The 22,406-nt window shown below is 71.3% G+C and carries 16 protein-coding genes and 5 tRNA genes; 12 read left to right on the top strand and 9 right to left on the bottom strand.

What is annotated here, in order from left to right:
- Positions 1–7 precede the first annotated feature (7 nt).
- From SALPAC2_RS0100545 to SALPAC2_RS0100555, 3 genes are all read right to left on the bottom strand, one after another.
- Positions 8–1,177 carry a cytochrome P450 gene (locus tag SALPAC2_RS0100545; protein ID WP_018214687.1) on the bottom strand — a complete coding sequence of 390 codons (1,170 nt, stop codon included), beginning with the start codon at positions 1,175–1,177 and terminating at the stop codon, positions 8–10.
- A gap of 1 nt (position 1,178) precedes the next feature.
- Complete coding sequence (locus tag SALPAC2_RS0100550) at positions 1,179–1,847, bottom strand: class I SAM-dependent methyltransferase (protein WP_018214688.1); 669 nt, start codon at positions 1,845–1,847, stop codon at positions 1,179–1,181.
- Positions 1,848–1,953: 106 nt separating this feature from the next.
- Complete coding sequence (locus SALPAC2_RS0100555) at positions 1,954–2,556, bottom strand: TetR/AcrR family transcriptional regulator (protein WP_025618881.1); 603 nt, start codon at positions 2,554–2,556, stop codon at positions 1,954–1,956.
- A gap of 274 nt (positions 2,557–2,830) precedes the next feature.
- On the opposite strand from SALPAC2_RS0100555, the gene SALPAC2_RS0100560 reads away from it, so the two are divergent.
- The 8 genes from SALPAC2_RS0100560 to SALPAC2_RS0100595 all read left to right on the top strand — a co-directional run bounded on the left by SALPAC2_RS0100560 (position 2,831) and on the right by SALPAC2_RS0100595 (position 8,146).
- A tRNA-Gly gene (locus SALPAC2_RS0100560) sits at positions 2,831–2,903 on the top strand.
- Positions 2,904–2,937: 34 nt separating this feature from the next.
- Positions 2,938–3,008, top strand: a tRNA-Cys gene (locus SALPAC2_RS0100565).
- Between the two features lie 12 nt (positions 3,009–3,020).
- Positions 3,021–3,095, top strand: a tRNA-Val gene (locus SALPAC2_RS0100570).
- Positions 3,096–3,254: 159 nt separating this feature from the next.
- Positions 3,255–3,977, top strand: coding sequence for an SAVMC3_10250 family protein (locus SALPAC2_RS0100575; protein WP_018214690.1), 723 nt, complete (start codon positions 3,255–3,257; stop codon positions 3,975–3,977).
- Positions 3,978–4,275: 298 nt separating this feature from the next.
- Positions 4,276–4,348: transfer RNA gene (locus SALPAC2_RS0100580), tRNA-Gly, on the top strand.
- 40 nt (positions 4,349–4,388) lie between these two features.
- A tRNA-Val gene (locus tag SALPAC2_RS0100585) sits at positions 4,389–4,463 on the top strand.
- A gap of 452 nt (positions 4,464–4,915) precedes the next feature.
- On the top strand, positions 4,916–6,973 hold the full coding sequence (locus tag SALPAC2_RS0100590; protein WP_026184261.1) for a galactose-binding domain-containing protein: 2,058 nt from the start codon (positions 4,916–4,918) through the stop codon (positions 6,971–6,973).
- Between the two features lie 180 nt (positions 6,974–7,153).
- Positions 7,154–8,146: an NAD-dependent epimerase/dehydratase family protein gene (locus SALPAC2_RS0100595; protein ID WP_026184262.1), complete on the top strand. Its 993-nt coding sequence runs from the start codon at positions 7,154–7,156 to the stop codon at positions 8,144–8,146.
- Positions 8,147–8,207: 61 nt separating this feature from the next.
- Here the strand turns inward: SALPAC2_RS0100595 and SALPAC2_RS0100600 are convergent, their stop codons facing one another.
- Entirely contained in the window at positions 8,208–9,182 is a 975-nt protein-coding gene (locus SALPAC2_RS0100600) for an Acg family FMN-binding oxidoreductase (RefSeq protein ID WP_018214693.1), read from the bottom strand.
- A gap of 277 nt (positions 9,183–9,459) precedes the next feature.
- Between SALPAC2_RS0100600 and SALPAC2_RS0100605 the strand changes: the two genes are divergently transcribed.
- Positions 9,460–10,098, top strand: a complete 639-nt coding sequence (locus tag SALPAC2_RS0100605) for a response regulator (protein WP_018214694.1) — start codon at positions 9,460–9,462, stop codon at positions 10,096–10,098.
- 32 nt (positions 10,099–10,130) lie between these two features.
- Here the strand turns inward: SALPAC2_RS0100605 and SALPAC2_RS0100610 are convergent, their stop codons facing one another.
- On the bottom strand, positions 10,131–11,852 hold the full coding sequence (locus tag SALPAC2_RS0100610) for a sensor histidine kinase (RefSeq protein ID WP_018214695.1): 1,722 nt from the start codon (positions 11,850–11,852) through the stop codon (positions 10,131–10,133).
- 42 nt (positions 11,853–11,894) lie between these two features.
- Entirely contained in the window at positions 11,895–12,911 is a 1,017-nt protein-coding gene (locus SALPAC2_RS0100615) for an Acg family FMN-binding oxidoreductase (RefSeq protein WP_018214696.1), read from the bottom strand.
- A 202-nt stretch (positions 12,912–13,113) separates the two neighbouring features.
- On the opposite strand from SALPAC2_RS0100615, the gene SALPAC2_RS0100620 reads away from it, so the two are divergent.
- Positions 13,114–14,994, top strand: coding sequence for a heavy metal translocating P-type ATPase (locus tag SALPAC2_RS0100620; protein WP_018214697.1), 1,881 nt, complete (start codon positions 13,114–13,116; stop codon positions 14,992–14,994).
- Between the two features lie 68 nt (positions 14,995–15,062).
- Here SALPAC2_RS0100620 and SALPAC2_RS0100625 read toward each other — a convergent pair whose 3' ends face one another.
- The 3 genes from SALPAC2_RS0100625 to SALPAC2_RS0100635 all read right to left on the bottom strand — a co-directional run bounded on the left by SALPAC2_RS0100625 (position 15,063) and on the right by SALPAC2_RS0100635 (position 19,251).
- Positions 15,063–15,929, bottom strand: a complete 867-nt coding sequence (locus SALPAC2_RS0100625) for a universal stress protein (protein WP_018214698.1) — start codon at positions 15,927–15,929, stop codon at positions 15,063–15,065.
- A gap of 2 nt (positions 15,930–15,931) precedes the next feature.
- A complete protein-coding gene (locus tag SALPAC2_RS0100630; RefSeq protein WP_018214699.1) occupies positions 15,932–18,328 on the bottom strand; it encodes a phosphoketolase family protein in 2,397 nt (798 codons plus the stop codon).
- A gap of 98 nt (positions 18,329–18,426) precedes the next feature.
- Positions 18,427–19,251 (bottom strand): universal stress protein, encoded by an 825-nt coding sequence (locus SALPAC2_RS0100635; protein WP_018214700.1) that lies wholly within the window; start codon positions 19,249–19,251, stop codon positions 18,427–18,429.
- A 155-nt stretch (positions 19,252–19,406) separates the two neighbouring features.
- Between SALPAC2_RS0100635 and SALPAC2_RS0100640 the strand changes: the two genes are divergently transcribed.
- Together SALPAC2_RS0100640 and SALPAC2_RS0100645 are read left to right on the top strand one after the other, a co-directional pair.
- On the top strand, positions 19,407–20,525 hold the full coding sequence (locus SALPAC2_RS0100640; RefSeq protein WP_018214701.1) for a CapA family protein: 1,119 nt from the start codon (positions 19,407–19,409) through the stop codon (positions 20,523–20,525).
- Positions 20,526–20,703: 178 nt separating this feature from the next.
- Positions 20,704–22,380, top strand: coding sequence for an RCC1 domain-containing protein (locus SALPAC2_RS0100645; RefSeq protein ID WP_026184263.1), 1,677 nt, complete (start codon positions 20,704–20,706; stop codon positions 22,378–22,380).
- The last annotated feature ends 26 nt before the right edge of the window (positions 22,381–22,406 follow it).

Here is a 22,406-nt window from a genome sequence, read left to right on the forward strand (position 1 = left end):
CGGCTGGTCAGCGGCGGATCACGAAGGCGTCGGGCATCCGGAAGGTGAGGTTGTCCGGATACCACGGAGCGCGCACCACGGTCACCCCGTCCAGTAGCGGGGTCGCCTGCTCCACCACCACGGCCGCCTCCATCCGGGCCAACTGGTCGCCGAGGCAACGGTGGGCGCCCGCCCCGAAGGCCAGATGCCGGCGCGACCCCCGTTGGCCGGGCCGGAACTCGTCCGGCGCCGGCACGATGGCCGGGTCCCGACCGGCCCGGGCCAGCCACAGCAGCACGCTGGTGCCCGCCGGCACGGCGGTCCCGCCCAGCGTGCTGTCCACGGCGGCGACCCGACGCCAGGTGACGATCGGCGGCTCCAGCCGCAGCCCCTCCTCCACCACGCTCGTAACCGAGACGCTGCCGTCCTGCAGCGCGGCGCGAACCGTCGGCTCGCCGGCCAGCCGGTGCAGGAGCAGGGTGAGGAACTGTGACGTGGTCTCCTGGCCCGCTACCAGCAGGAAGAACAGCGCTCCGACGAGCACATCCGGCGGGTGCCCGGTGGCGCGCAGGGCGGCGGCCAGCCCACCGCCGGTGTCGGCGAACTCCCGCAGCACCTGGTGGAACCGGCCGACCTCGTCGGCCAGGGCCAGCTGGCGGTCGGCGTCCAGCGGGGCCCAGAACAACTCCAACGCCGCACGGGCGAACTGCTTCACCGCGGAGACCGGGGCGTCCGGGAGTTCGACCAGGCGGGCCAGGACCAGCAGCGGTAGGTCGGCGCTGAGCTCGGCGTGCAGATCGGCGGAGCCACCAGCGTCGAGGGTGGCGCGGATCGCGGCCACCCGCTCCGCCACCAGCTCGGTCAGCCAGGGCCGTTGGGCGGCGACCTTCGCCGGGTGGAGCGCGTCGGCGACGAGAGCGCGGATCGCCGGGTGGTTCACGCCGCCGTTGTTGGCCAGGGTCGGGGGGAGGCGGAAGCGGTGTCCGGCGAGCACCCGCAGGGCAGTTACCGGAATCGGGGTGACGGCGTCCAGGGCATTGTCCGGACGGTAGGTCACCTGGTCGGTGAGGACCTGCCGGACCAGCGCGTGCTCGGTCACCACCAGGTGTTCGGTGCCCTGCCGGTCGGCCACCCGGGTGACGGCCGGCCAGTGGGTGCCGGCGGTCTTCGTCCAGCTCCGGAACAGCACGGCGGACACGTTAGCGGGCCGTTCCGGGCAGCCCGGCCCGCAGCCGCCACACCGTGGCCCGCTTCACGCGTACGCTCTCCAGCGTCTCGGGCACCGGCACCTCGTAGCTGGCCAGCGGGTCGAAGCGGTCGCGGGGCAGGAACGCGCGTTCCGGGTCGCCGACCAGCACCGTGGCCCCCGCGCGGGCGGCGGTGAGCAGGAAGCGGAGCATCCGTCGCGCCATCGCCGCGCTGTAGAACACGTCTCCGGCGAGTACGACCTCGGCGTCGCCCGCGTCGCCGTCGAGGATGTCGGCCAGCTCGGCGTCGAGGCGTACCCCGTTGGCCTCGGCGTTGACGGCGACGGCCGCGACGGCCAGCGGGTCGACCTCGACCGCGCGGACGGCGGTGGCGCCGGCCCGGGCCGCGGCGATGGCCACCAGTCCCGAACCGGCGGCGAGGTCGAGTACCCGCCGACCGGCGACCAGCTCCGGATGATCGGTGACGTATCGGGCGACTGCCTGCCCACCGGCCCAGGCGAAGGCCCAGAAGGGGGGTGGTTGGTCGCTGCGGAACTCACCCTCGGTCAGTTCCCAGAGCCCGACCGCGTCGTCGGCCTGGTGGAGTCGCACCTCGGGGACGAAGGGGACCGGCGCGAGACGGGCGTGCAGTCGGACGAAGGCGCTGGCGAGTTCGGACACCGAGTGATTCTCCCGCAGCCGGACCGCCGGGGTCGCGGCCCGGTCTGGTCCGGCTCATCCTCCGCTGCGTCGACTCGGGTCCCACGTCGGCCCGGTCTGTCCGCGCTCAGTCCAGCTGCGCCGGGTCGAGCCCCAGCTCCCGGGCGGTCACCAGGCGTACCCACTCGGTGAATTGGCGTCGGGAGATCACCCGGTCGTGCACCGCGAGTTGGACGGCGAGACCGTCCATGACGGCACTGATCCGCCACGCGGCGCCCGCCGGGTCAGCGCACTCGAAGGTGTGGTCGGCTACCCCGGCCGCGATCACCGTCGCCAGGTCCTGTCGCCAGCGCAGGTCTAGCCGGCGGGAGGTCTTCTCCAACTCCGGGGTACGCAGCGACTCGGCCCAGCCGTCGATCCACATCGCCCATGACGTGGGGCGACCGGCGGGGGTATAGAGCCGCACCAGCCGGCGGAGCTTGGCCAGTGGCGGGGCGCTGGAGCGCAGCACCGCGTCCAGCCGGGCCAGATCCTGCTCGACGGCGTACGCGAACGCCTCGGCGAGTAGCCGGTCCTTGGTGGCGAAGTGGTAGAAGACCAGTGCCTGACTGACCCCGGCCGCCTGGGCCACGTCCGCGGTGCGGGTGTTCGCCAACCCGCGTTCCACGATCACGTCGCAGGCGGTGCGCAGCAGGGCATCCAGGCGGACCTCGGCCGCACGTCTCGTCACGACCGCTACCGTAGTGCACCCGAACGGGTACGAGCTGTTACCACCCAGGGTGAATTCGTCCCACGGTAGTCGGAAGTAGGACACTTCGTTCGGGTGCTGCTCCGCGCGGGCGCCTCGGCGCCACACCACGGGGCGCTTCGGTGGTGCGGCTCGGTCGGTCCAGGTCGGGTCCTGGCCCTGGTCGAGGTGGGGCGGGACGCGCCGAGGGGGTCGAGTTGGCAACTGTTCGCCGACTCGGCTAAAGTTCTCATCCGTCACCGGGAAGCCGGGACGTGCGGACGTAGCGCAGCTGGTAGCGCATCACCTTGCCAAGGTGAGGGTCGCGGGTTCGAATCCCGTCGTCCGCTCGGAGATGCCGCCACGTTTGACCGGGGGCAACCCGGTGGGGTGGCCGAGAGGCGAGGCAACGGCCTGCAAAGCCGTGTACGCGGGTTCAAATCCCGTCCCCACCTCAGCATCATCGAGGGCGATTGGCGCAGTGGGAGCGCGCTTCCTTGACACGGAAGAGGTCACTGGTTCAAACCCAGTATCGCCCACCACGCGTGGCAGTGCGCGAGCCATGTTTTTGCTTGTTGGGGCTGGTCCGCCGAGGGCCAGCCCTTCGGCGTCTTGGTGATCGGGAGTATGCAGGCGGGTGTCGCTGGCTCCCCGCCCCCGGCCCTACCTCTGGGACAGCCAGTTTGGTGAACGATGGCAGGATGGCCGAGCTGAACAGTGCCGAAGCCAAGCACCTGGGAGCGCCAGTGCGTGAGGTTGTGTATCTGTCGACGGGCAAGCTCAATGAGTTCGTACCAGAGCCGCGCCGCGCGCTGCCCGCCGTGAAGTTTCACGCAGGCGGCTCCTTCGCCGGGGTCGACGTGGCGAGCCCTGTGTCGGACAGTGTCCGAGAAATGCGGCGGCACCTCGCGCGGGTGGAGAAGCGGATGGGGCGCGACACGCCTTGGTACACCGAGCCCGGTCTAGCCCCAGGCTGCTGGGTCAGGTTCGAAGCGGCCCTGGACTGGGTGACGCTCCCTGGCAGGTATCAGGACCTGGTGCTGTTTGTGGATTCAGTGGATTCTTCCGGGCCTGGTTTCCGGCGGCTGCTGTTGCACGGCTCGGCTCGGCACCTGCGGGGCGGTCCGCCGGTTCAAGTGGAGGGCCCGGCGCTGACCGGCTTTGAGGGCGGTCACAGCGCTGGCACTATCTTTGTCACCCAGGCTGGGCGCGTCGTCAGTGCATTGGCGCCGGAGGCGACGAGCGGGCCGCTGTCCCGCAACGGCATCCGGGACTTGCTCGCGGCCCTTGACTCGCAGCGTCCCACGGTCAGCACGGCCGCGCGGGTGAACGGTCTGGCCCGGGTTAGCGCGCTGCTACCGGCGGCCGGCGGTGACGGCGGTTGCCTGGTAGCGAGCCCGCTAATCGTGGAGTACGTCAAATAGCTGGCTGGAGGCCAGCATGAAGGACCGAACCGACACGTCGATGACGTGCCGCTAGTGGTCCGGTGGGTCGTACCGCCCTGACCCGGAGTTTCGGTGTTCTGCTGGGCCTCGGTGATCTTGCAGAGCTTCTATGGCCCAGTGCGAGCGAATTTCTAACTGGGCGCTGGGCGCTGGGCGTCAAGGCAGTGTCGCTTGCTGTGGACTGTACGAGTCGATCCGACGGGGCCCGGGGGGTCCGAACTTGGCGATCTTGCCGTCGGGTAGAGTAAACCCGTCGCCGACGCGGTATTGGCGGCACGCGGACGTAGCGCAGCTGGTAGCGCATCACCTTGCCAAGGTGAGGGTCGCGGGTTCGAATCCCGTCGTCCGCTCGTTCACTGGCAGCCAGGAAATCTGGGTTGCGGTGATTAAGGGCGATTGGCGCAGTGGGAGCGCGCTTCCTTGACACGGAAGAGGTCACTGGTTCAAACCCAGTATCGCCCACCATTGAATGTGCAGGATCAGGTCAGCCGGGTGTATCCAGCTCGCCGTCCAGGGCTCCCATGGATAGATCTTCGTTTATTTTTCGTGAGCTGCGGCAAGGGATGGTTCCGGCATTCCGGTCGACCTGGGTGTGGCGGGCGGGCGGGATGGCCTGCTCGCTGTGTCGACTGTGGTGGCGGGTCGTCGCCGATCTGTTAATAGTTGGTTCTAAATCTTGCAATAAATCAGTTACTCCTTGGTAACTTGTCCGGCCGTGGTCCGTAATCTCGCCGGAACGCCCGGTTGGGCAGCACCGGAAGACCTGCCGGTAACGGCCCGCCACGACCAGTTCGGCCGCACCTCGGTCCCACCCTCCGAGCCGGCCACGGCGGATCGCCTTTCGGTGTTGCGCACACCGATCCGAGTTCTGCCCTGGAGGAACAATGTCACTCCTGACCCGGCGGCGACGACCGCTGATGGCGAGCCGAGCGACCCGGCAACGATCCGTGGTGGCGACCGTCCTGCTGGCCGTGATCACCCTGCTGCTCAGCACGGCGGCACCCGGCGCGGCGGAGGAGCCCGACTGGTGGACGCCGACCGACCGGCCGGCGCCCGACTCCGCGATCGGCGTCACCGGAGCGCCGTTCACCGGCACCGACGCCCAGGGTCAGGTGCGCGGCTTCGTAGATGCGCACAACCACATCATGTCCAACGAGGCCTTCGGTGGGCGGCTCCTCTGCGGCAAGCCCTTCTCCGACGAGGGCATTGCCGACGCGCTCAAGGACTGCCCGGAGCACTACCCCGACGGCTCCCTGGCCCTGTTCGACTTCCTCACCAACGGTGGTGACGGCCAGCATGACCCCGACGGCTGGCCGACGTTTGCGGACTGGCCGGCCCACGACTCGCAGACCCACCAGCAGAACTACTACGCCTGGATCGAGCGGGCCTGGCGTGGTGGCCAGCGGGTCATGGTCAACCACCTGGTCACCAACGGGGTGATTTGCTCGGTCTACTTCTTCAAGGACCGCAGCTGCGACGAGATGACCTCGATCCGGCTCCAGGCCGCCAAGACGTACGAGATGCAGGACTACATCGACCAGATGTACGGCGGTGCGGGTCAGGGATGGTTCCGCGTCGTCACCGACAGCGACCAGGCCCGAGAGGTTATCGCGCAGGGCAAGCTCGCCGTCGTCCTGGGGGTGGAGACCTCCGAGCCGTTCGGCTGTAAACAGATCCTGGACATCGCCCAGTGCGACGAGGAGGACATCGATCGCGGGCTCGACGAGCTGCACGACCTCGGCGTACGCAGTGTGTTCCTGTGCCACAAGTTCGACAACGCGCTCTGTGGCGTCCGATTCGACACCGGGACCACCGGGATCGCCGTCAACGCCGGGCAGTTCCTGTCGACCGGGACCTTCTGGACGACGGAGGAGTGCCGGGGGCCGCAGCAGGACAACCCCATCGCCTCCATAGACGACCTACCCGGGCTGGGGGATCTGCTCCCGTCCGACGTCGAGCTGCCGTCGTACTCGTCCGACGCGCGGTGCAACGTCCGCGGGCTGACCAACCTCGGCGAGTACGCCCTGCGGGGCTTGATGGACCGCAACATGATGGTGGAGATCGACCACATGAGTGTCAAGGCCACCGGCCGGGCCCTGGACATCTTCGAGTCCGTGTCGTACCCCGGTGTGGTCTCGTCGCACAGCTGGATGGACCTGCTCTGGAGCGAGCGGGTCTACCGACTCGGCGGGTTCATCACGCAGTACATGCACGGTGCCGAGCGGTTCATCGCCGACGCGGACCGGACGAAGGAGCTGCGTGACAGCTACGACGTCGGGTACGGCTTCGGCACCGACATGAACGGCTTCGGCAGCTGGCCCGGACCCCGGGGTGTGGACACCCCGAACCCGGTCGAGTACCCGTACCAGTCCGCGCACGGCGGTGCCATCATGGACCGGCAGACTACCGGTGACCGGACCTGGGACATCAATGCGGACGGTGCCGCCCACTACGGACTGGTGCCGGACTGGGTGGAGGAGATTCGGGTCCTGGGCGGTCAGGAGGTGGTGGACGACCTGCTGCGCGGCGCCGAGTCGTACCTCGGCACGTGGGGCGCCACGGAGGGCCACGTCCCCGGTGTCAACCTCGCCACCGGGTCGTCCGCCTCGGCCAGCTCGACCGCGTGGTATCCGTTCACCACCTACGCCCCCCGTCGAGCCGTGGACGGCGACCGGTCGACCCGCTGGGCGAGCTGGTGGAGTGATGACCAGTGGCTGCGGTTGGATCTCGGCTCGGCACAGCAGGTTCGACGGATCACCCTGGAGTGGGCGGGCGAGTACGCCAAGGCGTACCGGATCGAGGTGAGCGCCGACGGCAGCTCCTGGCAGACCGTGGCCTCTATATCGGACGGTGACGGTGGTCTGGATACGGCGTTCTTCGACCCGACGTCGGTTCGCTACGTCCGCGTCCAGGGTCAGGAGCGCGGAACCGACCTGGGCTACTCGCTGAAGGAGGTCGGCGTCCACGCCAGCTGACATCGCGGTCCGCCGCGCCGGACACGGGCCGCGCCGGACACGGGCCGCGCCGGACACGGGCCGCACCCGGCACGGGTCACGTCGGGCGTGGCCCGTGCCCGGGACCGCTTCTGCCGTCAGCAGATCTGCTGGCGGCAGAACCCGGTAGGCGCGGCCGGCGCGGGCCGGCACGGTGGAGGCATGAGACTGCTGGTGTTGGGTGGTACGGGATTTGTCGGCGGGGCGGTGGTCGGTGCGGGGCTGCGTCGGGGGTGGGAGGTGACGGTGTTCAACCGGGGCCGCCACGGGACGACGCCGGCCGGTGTGCGGCGGCTCCGGGGTGACCGGACCGCACCGGGCGGGCTGGCCGCGCTCGCCGGTCAGGAGTGGGATCTGGTCGTCGACACCTGGGACGGGGCGCCGCGGGCCGCCAAGGACTCGGCCCGGGCGCTGGCCGGGCAGGTCGGACGCTACGGCTACGTCTCCAGCGAGTCGGTCTACGCCGAGCCGGTGGCGTTGGGGTCGGCGGAGGACGCTCCGGTGGTCGACGCCGCGTCCGACGCGGTCGAGGGCGACTACGCGCCCAACAAGGCCGGCGCCGAGCGGGCCGTCCGGGAGGTCTACGGCGAGCGGGCGCTGATCGCCCGGGCCGGTCTGATCCTCGGACCGGGTGAGGACATCGGTCGGTTGCCGTGGTGGCTGCAGCGGACCGCCCGCGGTGGTGCCGTGCTGGCGCCCGGCCCGGCCGACCTCGCCCTGCAGTACGTTGACGTGCGCGACCTGGCGGCGTTCCTACTCGACCCGAAGGTGCCCGGTGGGACGTTCAACGTGGTCAGCCGTACCGGGCACGCGACGATGGGGGAGTTGCTCGCCGCCTGTGTGGCGGTGACGGGGGCTGATGCCCAGCTGCGCTGGATCGAACCGGAGCGGATTCTGGCAGCGGGCGTGGTGCCCTGGAACGATTTGCCGATCTGGATTCCGGCCGGTCATCCCTACCGCTGGATGCAGGAGTGCGACGTGCGGGCCGCATACGCCGCCGGGCTGGTGTGCCGCCCGGTGACCGCCACCGTGGCCGACACCTGGTCCTGGCTGCGGGCGGTTGGCGTGGTGCCGCCCCGCGCGGGCCGTCCGCAACGCGCCCCGGTGGGCCTGGACCCGGCCCGGGAGGCGGCGCTGCTGACGACCGGACGCTGACCGTGCGCCGCGCGGCGCGCCGGATGGTCAGGGCGGCCAGCCGGTCAGCGCGGCCGGACGGTCAGGGCTGGGGGACGGTCAGGTCGAGCACCTCGTTGACGTCGCGGCGGGGGGTGGGCCAGCCGGGCTGGCCGTACCCGATCCGCATCACCATCTGCGGGGTGCCGTAGCGGCCCAGCGAGAGCCGCAGCTGCTCCCGGGCGGTTGGTACCTCGATGGGTTGGGACAGCATCGACACGGAGAGCCCGGCGTCGGTGGCGGTGAGCAGCGTGCGTTGTAGGGCCTGCCCGGCGATGACCTGATCGACGGCGGTGTTGCCGGGGCCGCCGAGCACCGCGACGAGGGGTTCCGGTTCGAAGTCGCGGCCGGGGGCGCGTTCCCGGCCGCCGAAGGCGCGCGCGGGCAGCAGGTCCTGCGGCTCGAACGGCGGGCCGCCGGCGGTCGCGGGTATCCCGTCGGGGGCCTCGTCGTAGTGGACCCACTGCTCCCGCTCGGCGCGGTATGACGGGTCGCGCTCCAGCACCCGGTGGGCGCCCCGGGCGATTTCAGCGAACGCGTTCACCGCGCTCGTGCCGACCAGTAGTTCTAGCCAGCACTCCTCGGCCCGGGCTGCCTCGGTGAGCCGCCACCGGGCGTCGGCGGGCACCGGGTCGGGCTGGAAGGGGGCGCGGTTGCTGAACCGGCGGGGGATCGCCGCGTGGAGGGCCTGCTCGATCGGGGCGGGGCGGCGTGGCACGTCCGGGACCAGCCGGGCCACCACGTCGGGCTCGGCCGGGTACGGGCGCAGCCGTACGGCGGCCGGTGTCTCCGCGACGGCCAGGGCGAGCCGGAGGTTGAACAGCGCCGCCCCGGCGGCGATGCGGATGCCCCAGCCGTTCGGGTCGGTGGCGGGCAGCCGTCGGGACGGGTCGGCCAGCACCTCGATTCCGCCGTCGCGTAGGCGGAACCGCCACGGCTGCGTGTTGTGCAGGGATGGGGCGCGGATGGCGTCGGCTGCGGCGGCACGTAGCTGCGCTAGGCTGTAGTAGGCGTCCATGGTGTCGCTCCCCTCCGTTGGCGCGCCACGGTTGCTGCTTCGTCCACCGTCTCCCAGGCGGGGCTCGAAATTCCAGGGCCGGATGTCCCTTCCCAGCGGGACCGACTGTCCTGCCCCGGACTCACCGCTTCCCGGCGTTCGTGCTATCAGCCTGCACTGTCGGCATTGTCCCTCTTGTCCGTTCTTGGGGAGCGGGAATCGCCGAGCGGGCGCCCGCCGGGGCGGGTCGGGACCTTCGACCCCTGCAGAACAGCCGCCGGCAGGGTAGAAACAAGGGATGATCCGCGTGTACCTACTCGACGACCACGAAGTCGTCCGTCGTGGCCTTGCCGACCTGCTCACGGCCAGCGGTGACATTGAGGTCGTCGGCGAGTCCGGCCTGGCCCAGGAGGCGGCCCGCCGCATCCCGGCGCTCCGGCCCGACGTCGCGATTCTCGACGCGCGGCTACCCGACGGCAACGGCATCGACGTGTGCCGGGACATCCGGGCCCTGGACTCGTCGATCAAGGGTTTGATTCTCACCTCGTACGAGGACGACGAGGCGCTCTTCGCGGCGATCATGGCCGGCGCGGCCGGCTACGTGCTCAAGCAGATCCGCGGCACCGACCTGGTGGACGCGGTCCGGCGGGTGGCCGCCGGGCAGTCGTTGCTCGACCCCGCGATCACCACCCGGGTACTGGAGCGGATTCGCAGCGGCGTCGAGCAGCCACGGGAGCTGAAGTCCCTGACCGAGCAGGAACGGCGGATCCTGGAGTACGTGGCCGAGGGGCTCACCAACCGGGAGATCGCCGGCCGGATGTTCCTCGCCGAGAAGACGGTGAAGAACTACGTCTCCAGCATGCTGGCGAAGCTCGGTCTGGAACGGCGGACGCAGGCAGCCGTACTCGCCACCCGCCTGCTCGGTAAGACCCACTGACCCCGCGGGGGTGATCCGGTGCCGCTGGCGGCTCAGCTGTCCAGCGGCACAGACCAGTGCAGCCGGGTGCCGTGCGGGTGCTCCGGTCGTACCTCGAACACCCCGCCGTGGCGCTCGGCACGTTCACGTAGGTTGACCAGCCCGCCCCGGGCGGCGGCCGGATCGCAGCCGACCCCGTCGTCGGTGACGGTCACCGAAACCTGACCGGCCGCCACCCGGACGGTGACCGCGACCCGCTGGGCCCGCGCGTGGCGCACCGTGTTCGACAACGCCTCCCGCAGCACGGCCGTCAGGTCGGGACGCAGCTCGTCCGAGACGGCGCTGTCGATCGGGCCCGCCAACTCCAACGCGGGTCGGAAACCCAGCGACTCGGCGGCGTCCTCGACCGCCTCCCGGATCTCCGAGCGTAGCTGCGCGGTCATCGGCGTGCGCAGCTCGAAAATGGTGCGACGGATGTCCTTGATCGTGGCGTCCAGGTCGTCCACCGCCGCGTTGATCCGGTTGGCGAGTTCGGGGCGGGTGCTCATCGGCACCGCGCTCTGCAACTGCAGACCGGTGGCGAACAACCGCTGAATCACCACGTCGTGCAGGTCCCGGGCGATCCGCTCGCGGTCCTCCAGGACCACCAGCAGCTCCCGCTCCTCCTGGCCCCGGGCCCGCTCCATGGCCAGCGCGGCCTGCGCGGCGAAGCTGCCGAGTAGCGCCAGATCGTCGTCGCTGGTCTCATCGTGGTCAGCGCCGTACGCCACCACCAGCACGCCGTGCAGGGTGTCCGCGGTCGCCAGCGGGGAGAGCACCGCCGGCCCGGTGTCCAGCAGCGCCGGCCAGGGCGCGGCGTGGGCGAGGTCCGCCACCCGGTCGTGCTGGCCGTGGGTGACGGCGGCGCCGAAGCTGGTGTCGGCGGCGGGCAGGACGGTGCCGACCAGGGCAGCGGCCTGCTCACCCGCGCCGTCAACCACGTCAACGGTGAAGGTGTCCACGCCGGGGTCGTAGAGCAACACCAGCGCCAGCTCCGCCTCGGCGACCTCCCGGGCACGCCGCGCCACCAGCGACAGCGCGTCGGTACGGCGGACCTCGCCGAGCAGGAGCGTGGTGATCTCGGCGGCGGCGGCCAGCCACCGTTCCCGCCGGTGCTCCAGCTCGTAGAGGCGGGCGTTCTCGATCGCGACCCCGGCCGCCGCGGCCAGCGCCACCACGATCTCCTCGTCGTCCTCGGTGAACTCGGCCGCGTCTCGCTTCTCGGCCAGGTAGAGGTTGCCGAAGATCTGGTCCCGGATCCGCACCGGGACCCCGAGGAAGCTGTGCATCGGCGGATGGTGCGGCGGGAAACCGTAGGAGGCGGGGTGCTGGGTGATGTCGGGCATCCGCACCGGGCGCGGATCGTCGATCAGCAGGCCGAGGACACCTCGGCCGTGCGGCAGCTCACCGATCTTGGCGCGCTGCTCGTCGGTCACCCCGTGGGTGACGAAGTCGTGCAGCGTCCGGTCCCGGCCGAGGACGCCGAGCGCGCCGTAGCGGGCCCCGGCCAGCTCGGCGGCCGACTCGACGATGCGTTGCAGCGTGCTGCGCAGGTCCAGGTCGGTGCTGATGCCGACCACCGCGTCGAGCAGGGCCCGCAGCCGTTCCCGACTGGTGACCACCTGGCTGACCCGCTCCAGCATCTCCTGCAGCAGCTCGTCCAGGTCGACCCGGGACAGCGGGGTCAACCCGAGCGAAGGGGTGGCGTGCGGTTCGTGTTCGGGACTGGGTGTCACCGGCCGATGCTAGCGCCGACGACCAGCGGCGTTACACGCCCGTCAGGTTCCGCGGACAGCTGTGGTGTCCACCACCTGCTCCATCGCGAGCCGCGGCGTGTGCGGCGGGCCGGCGTGCGTCGGGTCCGCGCGGCCCAGGCGCAGCACGAGATACGGGTGTCCCATGCCGGCCAGTACCCCGCGCAGCTCCGCCCGGGTGCCCGGAACTTCGATCACCCCGCTCAACGGCACCACCGAGACGCCGAGCCGGGTCGCCGTGAGCCAACTCGCCGACAGCGCCTCACCGGCCCGCAACCAGGTGCTGGGCTCGTCCTCGTCGCCGTGGAGCAGCGCGTACGCGGCCGCCTGGTCATGACCGGGCCCCACCGGCAGCGTGCCGGCTCGGCCGAAGTCCCGGCCGGGCACGGTGGTCTGTGGGGGCGACTCCGGCAACACCGCCGCCGGCAGACCGACATCGTCGGCCCGGCTGGTCCAGTACGCCAGCTCCGCGCGTAGCCGGGGGTCCTCCGACTCCACGGTGTCGGCCTGGGACGCGGCGGTCGCCAGCTGCAACACCTGGTCCCGGTCGAGTTGCTGGAGCCGGACCCCTTCGGCGGTGGCCGCCTCGGTGATCTCGGTGAGGGCCGAGTCGGTGATCGGTTCGTCACCAACCGGCCGGCGATCGGTGTGCCGGATTCGCATGCACTGCACCAGGTGCATCGCCTCGGGGTCCGTCCCCACCCGGTTCAGGCCGGTGAGCCGGGCCAGCAGGTCCGGGTCATCCGGGTCGGGGGTCCGCTCCACCGCATCCGGGTCGGGGATTCGCTCCACCACCGCCTGCCACCCCTCGGCGGCCAACGCGACCCGGGCGTGGTGCAGCGCCGCACCGCAGCTCAGGACGAGCAGCCGCCCCTCCGGGTCGGTGGCGGTGAGCTGCCGGTCCCGGACCACCCGCAGCTCCAGCGCGTCGGGCAGGACCCGCCATCGCCACGGTTGGGTGTTGTGCACCGAGGGGGCGCGGCCGGCGGTAGCGGCGGCCTGCGCGAGCGCGGTGGTCAGCGCGTGGTCCGTCTGGCTCATGCTCTCGACCCTTCCCTCGAAACACATCGTGCCGCACCCGGCGGGCACCCGGGTGCGGTTGTCGATCCATCCTGTGACATTCGCCCGCCGAGCGCACGGGGCGCAGGTCCCGTCGCCGCCAGACCATTTGACCCGGGTGATGTACCGCCCACCTCGGCGATCCGCCGCCCACCCCGGCCGACCCGCTGGGACGATTTCGGGGATGGCGGCGGAGCCGGAGTGCGTGCCCGAGCAACCGGCGCGGTCCGGGCCGGGCGGCCGGCTGCTCTGGGTGCCGCTGGGCGGGCTGACCGCGCTGGTGTTGGCTGGCGTGGTGGCGTGGCTCGCCGACCGGTCCGGCCTCGCTGACCTGCTCTGGGCCGCCGCCACGGTGGCCGCGCTGGTGCCGGCCGCCGGGTCGATGCTGCGCGAGCTCTGGCACCGGCGGTACGGCGTCGACGTGATCGCCGTCCTCGCGCTGGCGGGCGCGCTCGTCGTGGCGGAGTACCTGGCCGGGGCGGTGATCGCGGTGATGGTGGCCACCGGCCGGACGCTGGAGGCGTACGCCCAGGGGCGGGCGACCCGCGACCTCCGTGCACTGCTCGCGCACGCCCCGCGTACCGCGCGCCGACGCGCCCCGGACGGGACGATCGAGGTGGTCCCGGCGGACCAGGTTGTCGCCGGCGACAATCTGCTGGTCGGGCCCGGCGACGTGGTACCGGTCGACGGGCAGCTAACGGCGGCGGCCACGATCGACGAGTCGGTGGTGACGGGAGAGTCGCGGCTGGTCCAGCGTGCCTCGGGGGATCGGGTGGGCAGCGGCGTGGTGAACGCCGGTGCGGCCTTCGGGCTGCGGGCGACCGCGGACGCGGCTTCCAGCACGTACGCCGGGATCGTGCGGCTGGCCCGGGAGGCGACCGCGCAGAAGGCGCCGACGGTCCGGTTGGCCGACCGGTACGCCGTCGCCTTCGTTCCGTTCACCCTGCTGCTCGCCGGGCTGGGCTGGCTGGTCTCCGGCGACCTGGTCCGGGCGGTGGCGGTCCTGGTGGTGGCCACGCCCTGCCCACTGCTGCTGGCCACCCCGATCGCCATCGTCTCCGGGCTGTCCCGTTCGGCCCGGCACGGGGTCCTGGTCCGGGACGGCGGCTCGCTCGAACTGCTCGGCCGGGCCCGCACCCTGCTGGTGGACAAGACCGGAACCCTGACCGCCGGCCGGCCCCAGGTGGCCGAGACGGTGCCGGGGCCGGGGACCACGTCCGACGAGGTGCTGCGCCTCGCCGCCTCCGTGGAGCAGCTCTCCCCACATGTGTTGGCGAGCGCCCTGGTGGAGGGGGCGCGGGAGCGGGAGCTCGGCCTCGCCGAGCCGGAGGGGGTCACCGAGGAGCCGGGCCGGGGCGTACGCGGGCGGGTGGCGGGCCGTGACCTGTGGGTGGGGCAGCTCGACAACACGCCGCCACAGTGGGCCTCCTCGGCCCGGGACCGCGCCGAGGAGGCCGGGCACTCGCTGGTCTGGGTCGGTGCGGGCGACGAGCCGCTCGGCGTGATCCTGCTGGCGGACCCGGTCCGGTCCGACGCGTCGCGGACGGTCGGCCGGCTGCGGAAGGCGGGGCTGCGCCGGATCGTCATGGTCACCGGTGACCGGCCGGCCACCGCCCACCGGGTTGCCCGGGAGGTCGGGGTGGACGACGTCCTCGCCCGCTGCGCACCGGCCGAGAAGGCGGACCGGGTCCGCGCCGAGGTGGACCGGGCGGTCACGGTGATGGTGGGGGACGGGGTGAACGACGCTCCCGCCCTGGCCACCGCGGATGTCGGCGTGGCGATGGGCGCCACCGGGGCCACCGCGTCGGCGGATGTCGCCGACGCGGTGCTCACCGTGGACCGGCTGGAGCGCCTGGCCGACGCGGTGGAGATAGCCCGGTACGCGCGCCGCATCGCCGTGCAGAGCGCCACGGTGGGCATGGGGCTCGCCGTGCTGGCCATGTTCGCCGCCGCCCTCGGACGGGTGCCGCCGGTGGCCGGTGCCTTCCTTCAGGAGGGCATCGACGTGCTGGTGATCCTCAACGCGTTGCGCGCCCTACTCGGCCCGGGCACCCTACGACGGTGAACAGCCCCCGCCCGGGCGGTGACCAGCCTCCGCCGACGGTGACCAGCCCCCGCCGGCGGTGACCAGCCTCAGCGTTCGCGGACCACGGCGACCGGGCAGTGCGCGTGGTGCAGCAGCTGCTGGCTGACCGAGCCGAGCAGCATCCCGGCCAGGCCACCGCGGCCTCGGCTGCCGACCACGACCAGCTGGGCGTTGCGGCTGGCCGTCACGAGCAGCTCAGTCGGGTTACCCTCGGCCACCTCCACCGTGATCTGGAGATCCGGAAACGCTCGCCGCCAGCGGGCCAGTGACTCCTCCAACTCGGAGCGGGTCGCCCGCGTATCCGCTTCGGCGTCCGGGGCGGGTGGTGGACGTTGACCCGGCGGCGAATGCCAGGCGCGCAGCACGTGCAGCGGCACCTTTCGGGCGGCGGCCTGCTCGACGGCGAAGCCCAGGGCGAGCAGCGACTGCTCCGAGCCGTCCACCCCGGCCGCGACGTGGCCGGTCCGCCCCCGGCGGTCGGCGTCGCCCCGGACCACCACCACCGGGCAGTGGGCGTGCGCGGCCACCGATCCCGCCGTCGAGCCCACCAGCAGGCCGGCGAAGCCGCCAAGTCCGCGCGTACCGAGTACCAGCAGGCCAGCCCGCGCCGAGAGGTCCTGGAGCACCAGCGCGGGCGGCCCCTCGTACAGCGCACCGGTAACGGTCAGCTCCGGGCTGGTCGCGTCCGCGGCGGCCTGCCGGACCAGCTCCTCCGCCTGCCGCCGAGCGGTGTCGTCGGGCCAGATGCTGGGCCCCCCACCCGGGCCGGTCCACCCGGCCATGGTGAGCCACTCGAAGACGTACGCGAGGTGCACCGACCGCCCACTCCGGGCGGCCTCGGCCCGGGCCCACTCCTGGGCCCGGACCGCGTCCGGCGAGCCGTCGTAGCCGACCAGGATCTCGGCTCCGTTCACTGCTAGTCGTCCAGACCGGCGTTCGTCTCGCGGGCCCACCGCCACTGCGCCACCCGCGGGTCGTCGGCGCCGTGCTTGCGGGTGTAGTCCCGGCACGACTGGCGGGCGTCCACCATCTCCTGCCGCAGGTGCGCCGCCCGCGCGCCGAGCCCGGGTACCCGGTCGATCACGTCGATGACCAGGTGGAACCGGTCCAGGTCGTTGAGCATCACCATGTCGAACGGAGTGGTGGTGGTGCCCTCCTCCTTGTAGCCGCGAACATGCAGGTTGGAGTGGTTGCTCCGCCGGTAGGTCAGGCGGTGGATGAGCCACGGGTAGCCGTGGTAGGCGAAGATGATCGGCTTGTCGGTGGTGAAGATGGTGTCGAACTCCGAGTCCGGCAGCCCGTGCGGGTGTTCGCTCGACGGTTGCAGCCGCATCAGGTCAACCACGTTGACCACCCGGACCTTCAGCTCGGGCAGGTGCTGGTACAGCAGGTCGACCGCCGCGAGGGTTTCCAGCGTCGGGACGTCCCCGGCGCAGGCGAGCACCACGTCCGGTTCCGAACCGCCGTCGTTGCTGGCCCAGTCCCAGATGCCGATCCCGCGGCGGCAGTGCAGGACCGCCTCGTCCATCGACAGCCAGCTCGGTGTGGGTTGCTTCCCCGCGACCACCACGTTGATGTAGTGCCGGCTACGCAGGCAGTGGCTCATCGTGGAGAGCAGGGTGTTCCCGTCCGGTGGCAGGTAGACCCGGACCACCTCGGCCTTCTTGTTCACCACGTGGTCGATGAAGCCCGGGTCCTGGTGCGAGAAGCCGTTGTGGTCCTGCCGCCAGACGTGGCTGGAGAGCAGGTAGTTCAGCGAGGCCACCGGCGGCCGCCAGGGGATGCCCCGGGTCACCTTCAGCCACTTGGCGTGCTGGTTGACCATCGAGTCAACGATGTGGATGAACGCCTCGTAGCTGGTGAAGAGGCCGTGCCGGCCGGTCAGCAGGTACCCCTCCAGCCAGCCTTGGCAGAGGTGCTCGGAGAGCACCTCCATGACCCGGCCGTCGGGGGAGAGATTCTCGTCCCCGGGGACGGTGGCCGCCACCCAGGCCCGGTCGGTGACCTCGAAGGCGGCGCCGAGCCGGTTGGAGGCGACCTCGTCCGGGCCGAAGAGCCGGAACGTCTCCGGGTTCGCGGAGATGACATCCCGGATCCAGCTGCCGAGCGTGCCGGTGGCGCTGGTGACCGCCGTACCGGGGCGTGGCACGTCAACCGCGTAGTCGCGGAAGTCGGGCAGGACCAGATCACGCAGCACCTGCCCGCCGTTGGCAACCGGGTTGGCGCTCATCCGGCGGTCGCCCTTCGGGGGCAGGTCCAACAGCTCGGTCACCGGTGCCCCGGTCGCGTCGAAGAGCTCCTCCGGGCGGTAGCTGCGAAGCCAGCGCTCCAACTCGGCCAGGTGCTGCGGGTTCTCGCGCACCTGTGGCAGCGGCACCTGGTGCGCGCGGTGGGTGCCCTCCACCCGGTTGTCGTCGACCTCGGCCGGGCCGGTCCAGCCCTTCGGCGTACGGAGCACGATCATCGGCCAGCGCGGGCGCTCGACCTGGCCACCGGAGCGGGCCCGCTGTTGGATGGCGGCGATCTCGTCCAGGGCCCGGTCCATGGTCGCGGCGAGCGCCTGGTGCACCGTGGCCGGATCGTCCCCGGCCACCAGGTACGGCTCGTGACCGTACCCGCGCATCAGATTGAGCAGGTCGGACTCGGGGAGCCGGTCCAACACCGTCGGGTTAGCGATCTTGTAACCGTTGAGGTGCAGGATGGGCAGCACCGCGCCGTCGCGGGCCGGGTTCAGGAACACGTTCGACAGCCAGCTACCGGCCAGCGGCCCGGTCTCCGCCTCACCGTCGCCGATCACACACGCGACCAGCAGGTCCGGGTTGTCGAACGCGGCACCGTAGGCGTGGCTGAGCGCGTACCCGAGCTCACCTCCCTCGTGAATCGATCCCGGCACCTCCGCGGCCACGTGGCTGGGAATGCCGCCGGGGAAGGAGAACTGGCAGAAGAGCTGGGCCATGCCGGCCTCGTCCTGGCAGGTGCCGTGGTAGAGCTCGCTCCAGGTGCCCTCCAGCCAGGTGTTCGCCACTAGGGCGGGACCGCCGTGGCCGGGACCGGTGATGTAGATGGCGTCCAGGTCACGGGCGACGATGACCCGGTTGAGGTGCGCGTAGAGCAGGTTCAGGCCGGGGCTGGTGCCCCAGTGCCCGAGGAGCCGCGGCTTGATGTGTTCCACGGTGAGCGGCTCACGCAGCAGCGGGTTGCTCCGGAGGTAGATCTGCCCGACCGTGAGGTAGTTCGCCGCCCGCCAATACGCGTCTAGTCGGCGTAGTTCGTCTTCGGTCAGCGGGCTGTGCTGGGTGGTTGCGATGTTCATGTTCGCCTGAGCCTCTCGGTCGGGTATGGCGCATCCGGGGCGTTGTGGTTAGCCTCGCCGACGGCTACCGTCGGGTTAAGAGGCGTTGGTCCCGGGTCTCACGGACTCTCTGCCGGGGGGAGTCCCCGCACCACAACCGTGGGCGTGGGCGAGTGGTAGAGCAGGGCCTGACAGGTTGAGCCGATCATTCCGCGGCCGGGCTGTTGGCCGCGCGCGGCCACCACCACCAGCTGTGCGGACCGGGACTGCTCCACCAGGACATCGCCCGGAGCACCCCGGATGGTGTGGCACTCCACCGGCACTCCCGGCTCCGAACTGCCGATCTCCGCCACCGTGTCGGCGAGGATCGCCGGTGCGTCGTCGTAGCCGCGCTCCACCACCCGGACGGCGACCAGGCGGCCGGTCCGACGGACGGCGCAGTCAAACGCCCACTTCAGGGCCTGCCGGGAGCCGACCGAGCCGTCCACTCCGACCAGCACCGGCCCCTTTGTCGGCGGTTCGCGGCGGGCCACCAGCACTGGGCAGCCGGCCTGGGTGACGAGCTGCACCGCCGGCGTGTCGGCGGGGAGAGTGCAGCCGGGCTGTCGGGTACTCATGCCGCTGTCGCCGACGGCGACCAGGAAGGCGGTTTCCGACCCGCGGATCAGCGGCTGCACCCGCGAGCCTTCGGCGATCTCGTGACCTACCGGCAGCGTCTCCTCGACCTCCCGGGCGACCTCGACGGCACGATTGAGGAGGTCCGCGGCCTCGTCGTGCGTGCCGGCGACCGACTCCGCCGCGAAAGCTACCCCCCAGTCGAAGGTGTGGATCAGATGGAGGGGGTGCCCGAACGCGGCCGCTTCCCGCGCGGCGAGCTCGACTAGCGGCAGGTCCCGTTCCGAGCCGACCCCGACGAGCGCCGGCGCGTCGTTGGCTGCGGCCATGTCGGTATCACCTCCGCGGGAGTCGCCCCCGGCCTCCGTCCCGAGGCTAGTCCGGGCAGCGCGGCGCTGGGGCGGGATCGGGGCAGCGCGCGTGGCCGGGTGTGATCGTGACGAGCAACCGGTGACCGGTTACCGACGGTGCTAGCTTCGATTCTGTGGGTGATGCTGAGGGGCTCGTCGTCGCCGCCGTTGGGGACCTGCTCATCGTGCGGGACCGTCCGCACGACATCTTTCGGCACGTGCGGGACCAGTTGGTCGGGGCCGACATCACCTTCGGCCAGCTGGAGACCGCGTACTCCGAAGAGGGTTCCCGGGGCTCCTCCGGGCCGCGCGGCGCCGTCCCACACGACGTGGCGAACTACGCCGCGATCCCGCACGCGGGGTTCGATGTCATCTCGATGGCGAGTAACCACACCGGCGACTGGGGTGCCGACGCCCTGCTCGACTGCATCGGACGGTTTCGGCGCGACGGCATCACGGTGGTGGGTGCGGGGGCGGACATCGAAGAGGCCCGTCGGCCGGGGATCATCGAGCGTGACGGCACCCGAGTCGGGTTCCTGGCCTACTGTTCCGTCGCGCCGGAGGGTTACTACGCCGGGCGGCACAAGCACGGGGTGGCGCCGATGCGGGCGATGACGCACTACGAGGCGTTCGAGCCCGACCAGCCCGGCGGGCCGCCCCTGATCTCCACCCACACCAACGACGCCGATCTGGCCGCCCTTATCGCGGACATCTCCCGGTTGCGGGAGCAGGTGGATGTGCTGTTTGTGTCGCTCCACTGGGGCCTGCACTTTCAGCGCTCGCGGCTCGCGGACTATCAGCCGGTGGTGGCCCATGCCGCGATCGAGGCCGGCGCGGACGCCGTGATCGGGCACCACCCGCACATCCTGAAGCCGGTCGAGGTCTACCAGGGCAAAGTCATTTTCTACAGCCTCGGCAACTTCGCCCTCGACCTCAACGAGCGCTGGTGGCGTTCGTTCAACCGGGAATGGTTCGAAACAGCCCAGAGGTTCCACCAGTCGCGCGCCCCCGGCCGGGATCTGAGGGCCGAGGGGCGGAAGTCGGCGATCGCCCGGTTCCACATCGCCGACGGCAGCATCAGGTGGGTTGAGGTTGTACCCGTGCTGATCAATGAGAAGGACGAGCCGGTGCCGTACCGGGTGGACACTCCCGACGGGCGCGCGATCCGCGACTACCTGGCGGAGATCACGGCCGAGGCGGGGATGAACACCGCCTTCGACGTGGTCGATGAGAAGGTTCTGGTACGCCTCTGACGCCTTCGAGGCGTTTCGCCTCGCCTTTCCAGCAATAGGGCGGTAAAGATGACTTTAGCCCTATTTGCGGACGTGGTGTGCTCGGAGGTGTTGGGCGGTGCGAAGATCCCGCCAGCAGGCAGGCTGCGGTGCCCGTACGCGCTGGCGAGGAAGGACCGCCGGGGGTTGCTTCGCCCTCCTGGTGGCCGTGACAGCCACCCCGGCGGCGGGCGGGTCGCCCACGACCACGCACCGTACGTCGGTCGCGGTCGCGCAGCGCGCCTCGGTCGCGCCGCAGGCGTCGTCGCCGACCGCTGTCGCGTCGGATGCCGGCCTCGCCTGGGGCGACAACTACTACGGCCAGTTGGGCGACGGGACCACCAACAACTACCGCACCACACCCATCCCCGTGGGCCTGCCAACGGGCGCTGAGCTGGCCGCTGTCGCCGCCGGTGATGCGCACAGTCTGGCGTTGACCTCGGCCGGCGCTGTTCTCGCGTGGGGCAGAAACCGCGTTGGTCAGTTGGGTGACGGGAGCACCACCGATCGCAGCACTCCCGTCGACGTTTCCCTGCCGCCGGGCACCACGGTCACCGCCGTCGCCGTCGGCTTCACCCACAGTCTGGCGTTGACGTCGGCCGGCACCGTCCTTGCCTGGGGTAACAATTCCTCCAGTCAGTTGGGTGACGGGACCACGACGAACCGCAGTACGCCGGTGGCGGTGAGTTTCCCGCCCGGCACAGTGATCACCGCTGTCGCCGGCGGTGGCATGCACAGTCTGGCGTTGACGTCGGCCGGCACCGTCTTCGCCTGGGGTGACAATTCCTCCGGTCAGTTGGGTGACGGGACCACGACGAACCGCAGTAGGCCGGTGGCGGTGGGGTTGCCGCCCGGCACGGTGGTTACCGCTGTCGCCGGCGGTCGCTCGCACAGCCTGGCGGTGACGTCGGCTGGCGCCGCCCGTGCCTGGGGCAACAATTTCGTCGGCCAGTTGGGCGACGGAAGCAATGTGAATCGCAACGCTTCCGTTCCCGTCCGCCTGCCGCCGGGGACCACGGTCACCGCCATCGCCGGTGGGCTCAACCACAGTCTGGCGTTGACCTCGGTCGGCACCGTGCTCGCCTGGGGCAGCAACTCCTGGGGCCAGTTGGGTGACGGGACCACCAGAGAAAGGAACACGCCAGGCTCCGTGAGCCTGCCCGCCGATGTCTCGATCACCGCTGTCGCCGCCGGTAATCTCTTCGGCCTGGCGATCACCTCGGTCGGTGCCGTCCTCGGCTGGGGCAGCAATGTCCTCGGCCAGTTGGGTGACGGGACCACCACCGTTCGCCGGACGCCCGTCGCGGCCAGCCTGCCCACGGCAACCACGATCACCGCCATCGCCACCGGCAGCGGCCACAGCCTGGCCCTGGTCGAAGCGCGATCAGCGTCCACCACAGCCCTGCGGGTTTCGCCCCGAAACCCGACGGCCGATCAGGACGTCACCCTCACCGCCACCGTCACCTGCACCACCGACACCCCCACCGGCAGCGTCACCTTCCGCAGCAATGCCACCGACCTCGCCACCGTGCCGCTGGGCGGCACCAACACCGCCACCCACACCACCGGGTTCCCGCCCGGCACCCACACCCTCACCGCCCACTACACCAGCACCAACACCTGCCCCAGCAGCCGGTCCGATGCCACCACCATCACCGTCGGCACCCCCACCGACCCGGACATCCCCACCGAGCCCGACATCCCCACCGACCCGGACCTGCCCATCACCGGCCCCAACGTGTCTAGCGCCGTGGGTGCCGCCGGCCTGCTCATCGTCACCGGAGTCATCCTCATCCGCCTCACCCACCGACGTCGGCCACCCCACCAGCGCCCATGAGCCGGGGAGGCGACCCGCTGGGACCG

The sequence above is a fragment of the Salinispora vitiensis genome (assembly GCF_000378825.1).
GTDB lineage: Bacteria > Actinomycetota > Actinomycetes > Mycobacteriales > Micromonosporaceae > Micromonospora > Micromonospora vitiensis.

Excerpts from the sequence above, each read along its gene's own strand:
- SALPAC2_RS0100575 (WP_018214690.1), top strand. The coding sequence starts at position 3,255 with ATGGCCGAGCTGAACAGTGCCGAAGCCAAGCACCTGGGAGCGCCAGTG.
- SALPAC2_RS0100590 (WP_026184261.1), top strand. The coding sequence starts at position 4,916 with ATGGCGAGCCGAGCGACCCGGCAACGATCCGTGGTGGCGACCGTCCTG.
- SALPAC2_RS0100595 (WP_026184262.1), top strand. The coding sequence starts at position 7,154 with ATGAGACTGCTGGTGTTGGGTGGTACGGGATTTGTCGGCGGGGCGGTG.
- SALPAC2_RS0100600 (WP_018214693.1), bottom strand. The coding sequence starts at position 9,182 with ATGGACGCCTACTACAGCCTAGCGCAGCTACGTGCCGCCGCAGCCGAC.
- SALPAC2_RS0100605 (WP_018214694.1), top strand. The coding sequence starts at position 9,460 with ATGATCCGCGTGTACCTACTCGACGACCACGAAGTCGTCCGTCGTGGC.
- SALPAC2_RS0100615 (WP_018214696.1), bottom strand. The coding sequence starts at position 12,911 with ATGAGCCAGACGGACCACGCGCTGACCACCGCGCTCGCGCAGGCCGCC.
- SALPAC2_RS0100620 (WP_018214697.1), top strand. The coding sequence starts at position 13,114 with ATGGCGGCGGAGCCGGAGTGCGTGCCCGAGCAACCGGCGCGGTCCGGG.
- SALPAC2_RS0100630 (WP_018214699.1), bottom strand. The coding sequence starts at position 18,328 with ATGAACATCGCAACCACCCAGCACAGCCCGCTGACCGAAGACGAACTA.
- SALPAC2_RS0100635 (WP_018214700.1), bottom strand. The coding sequence starts at position 19,251 with ATGGCCGCAGCCAACGACGCGCCGGCGCTCGTCGGGGTCGGCTCGGAA.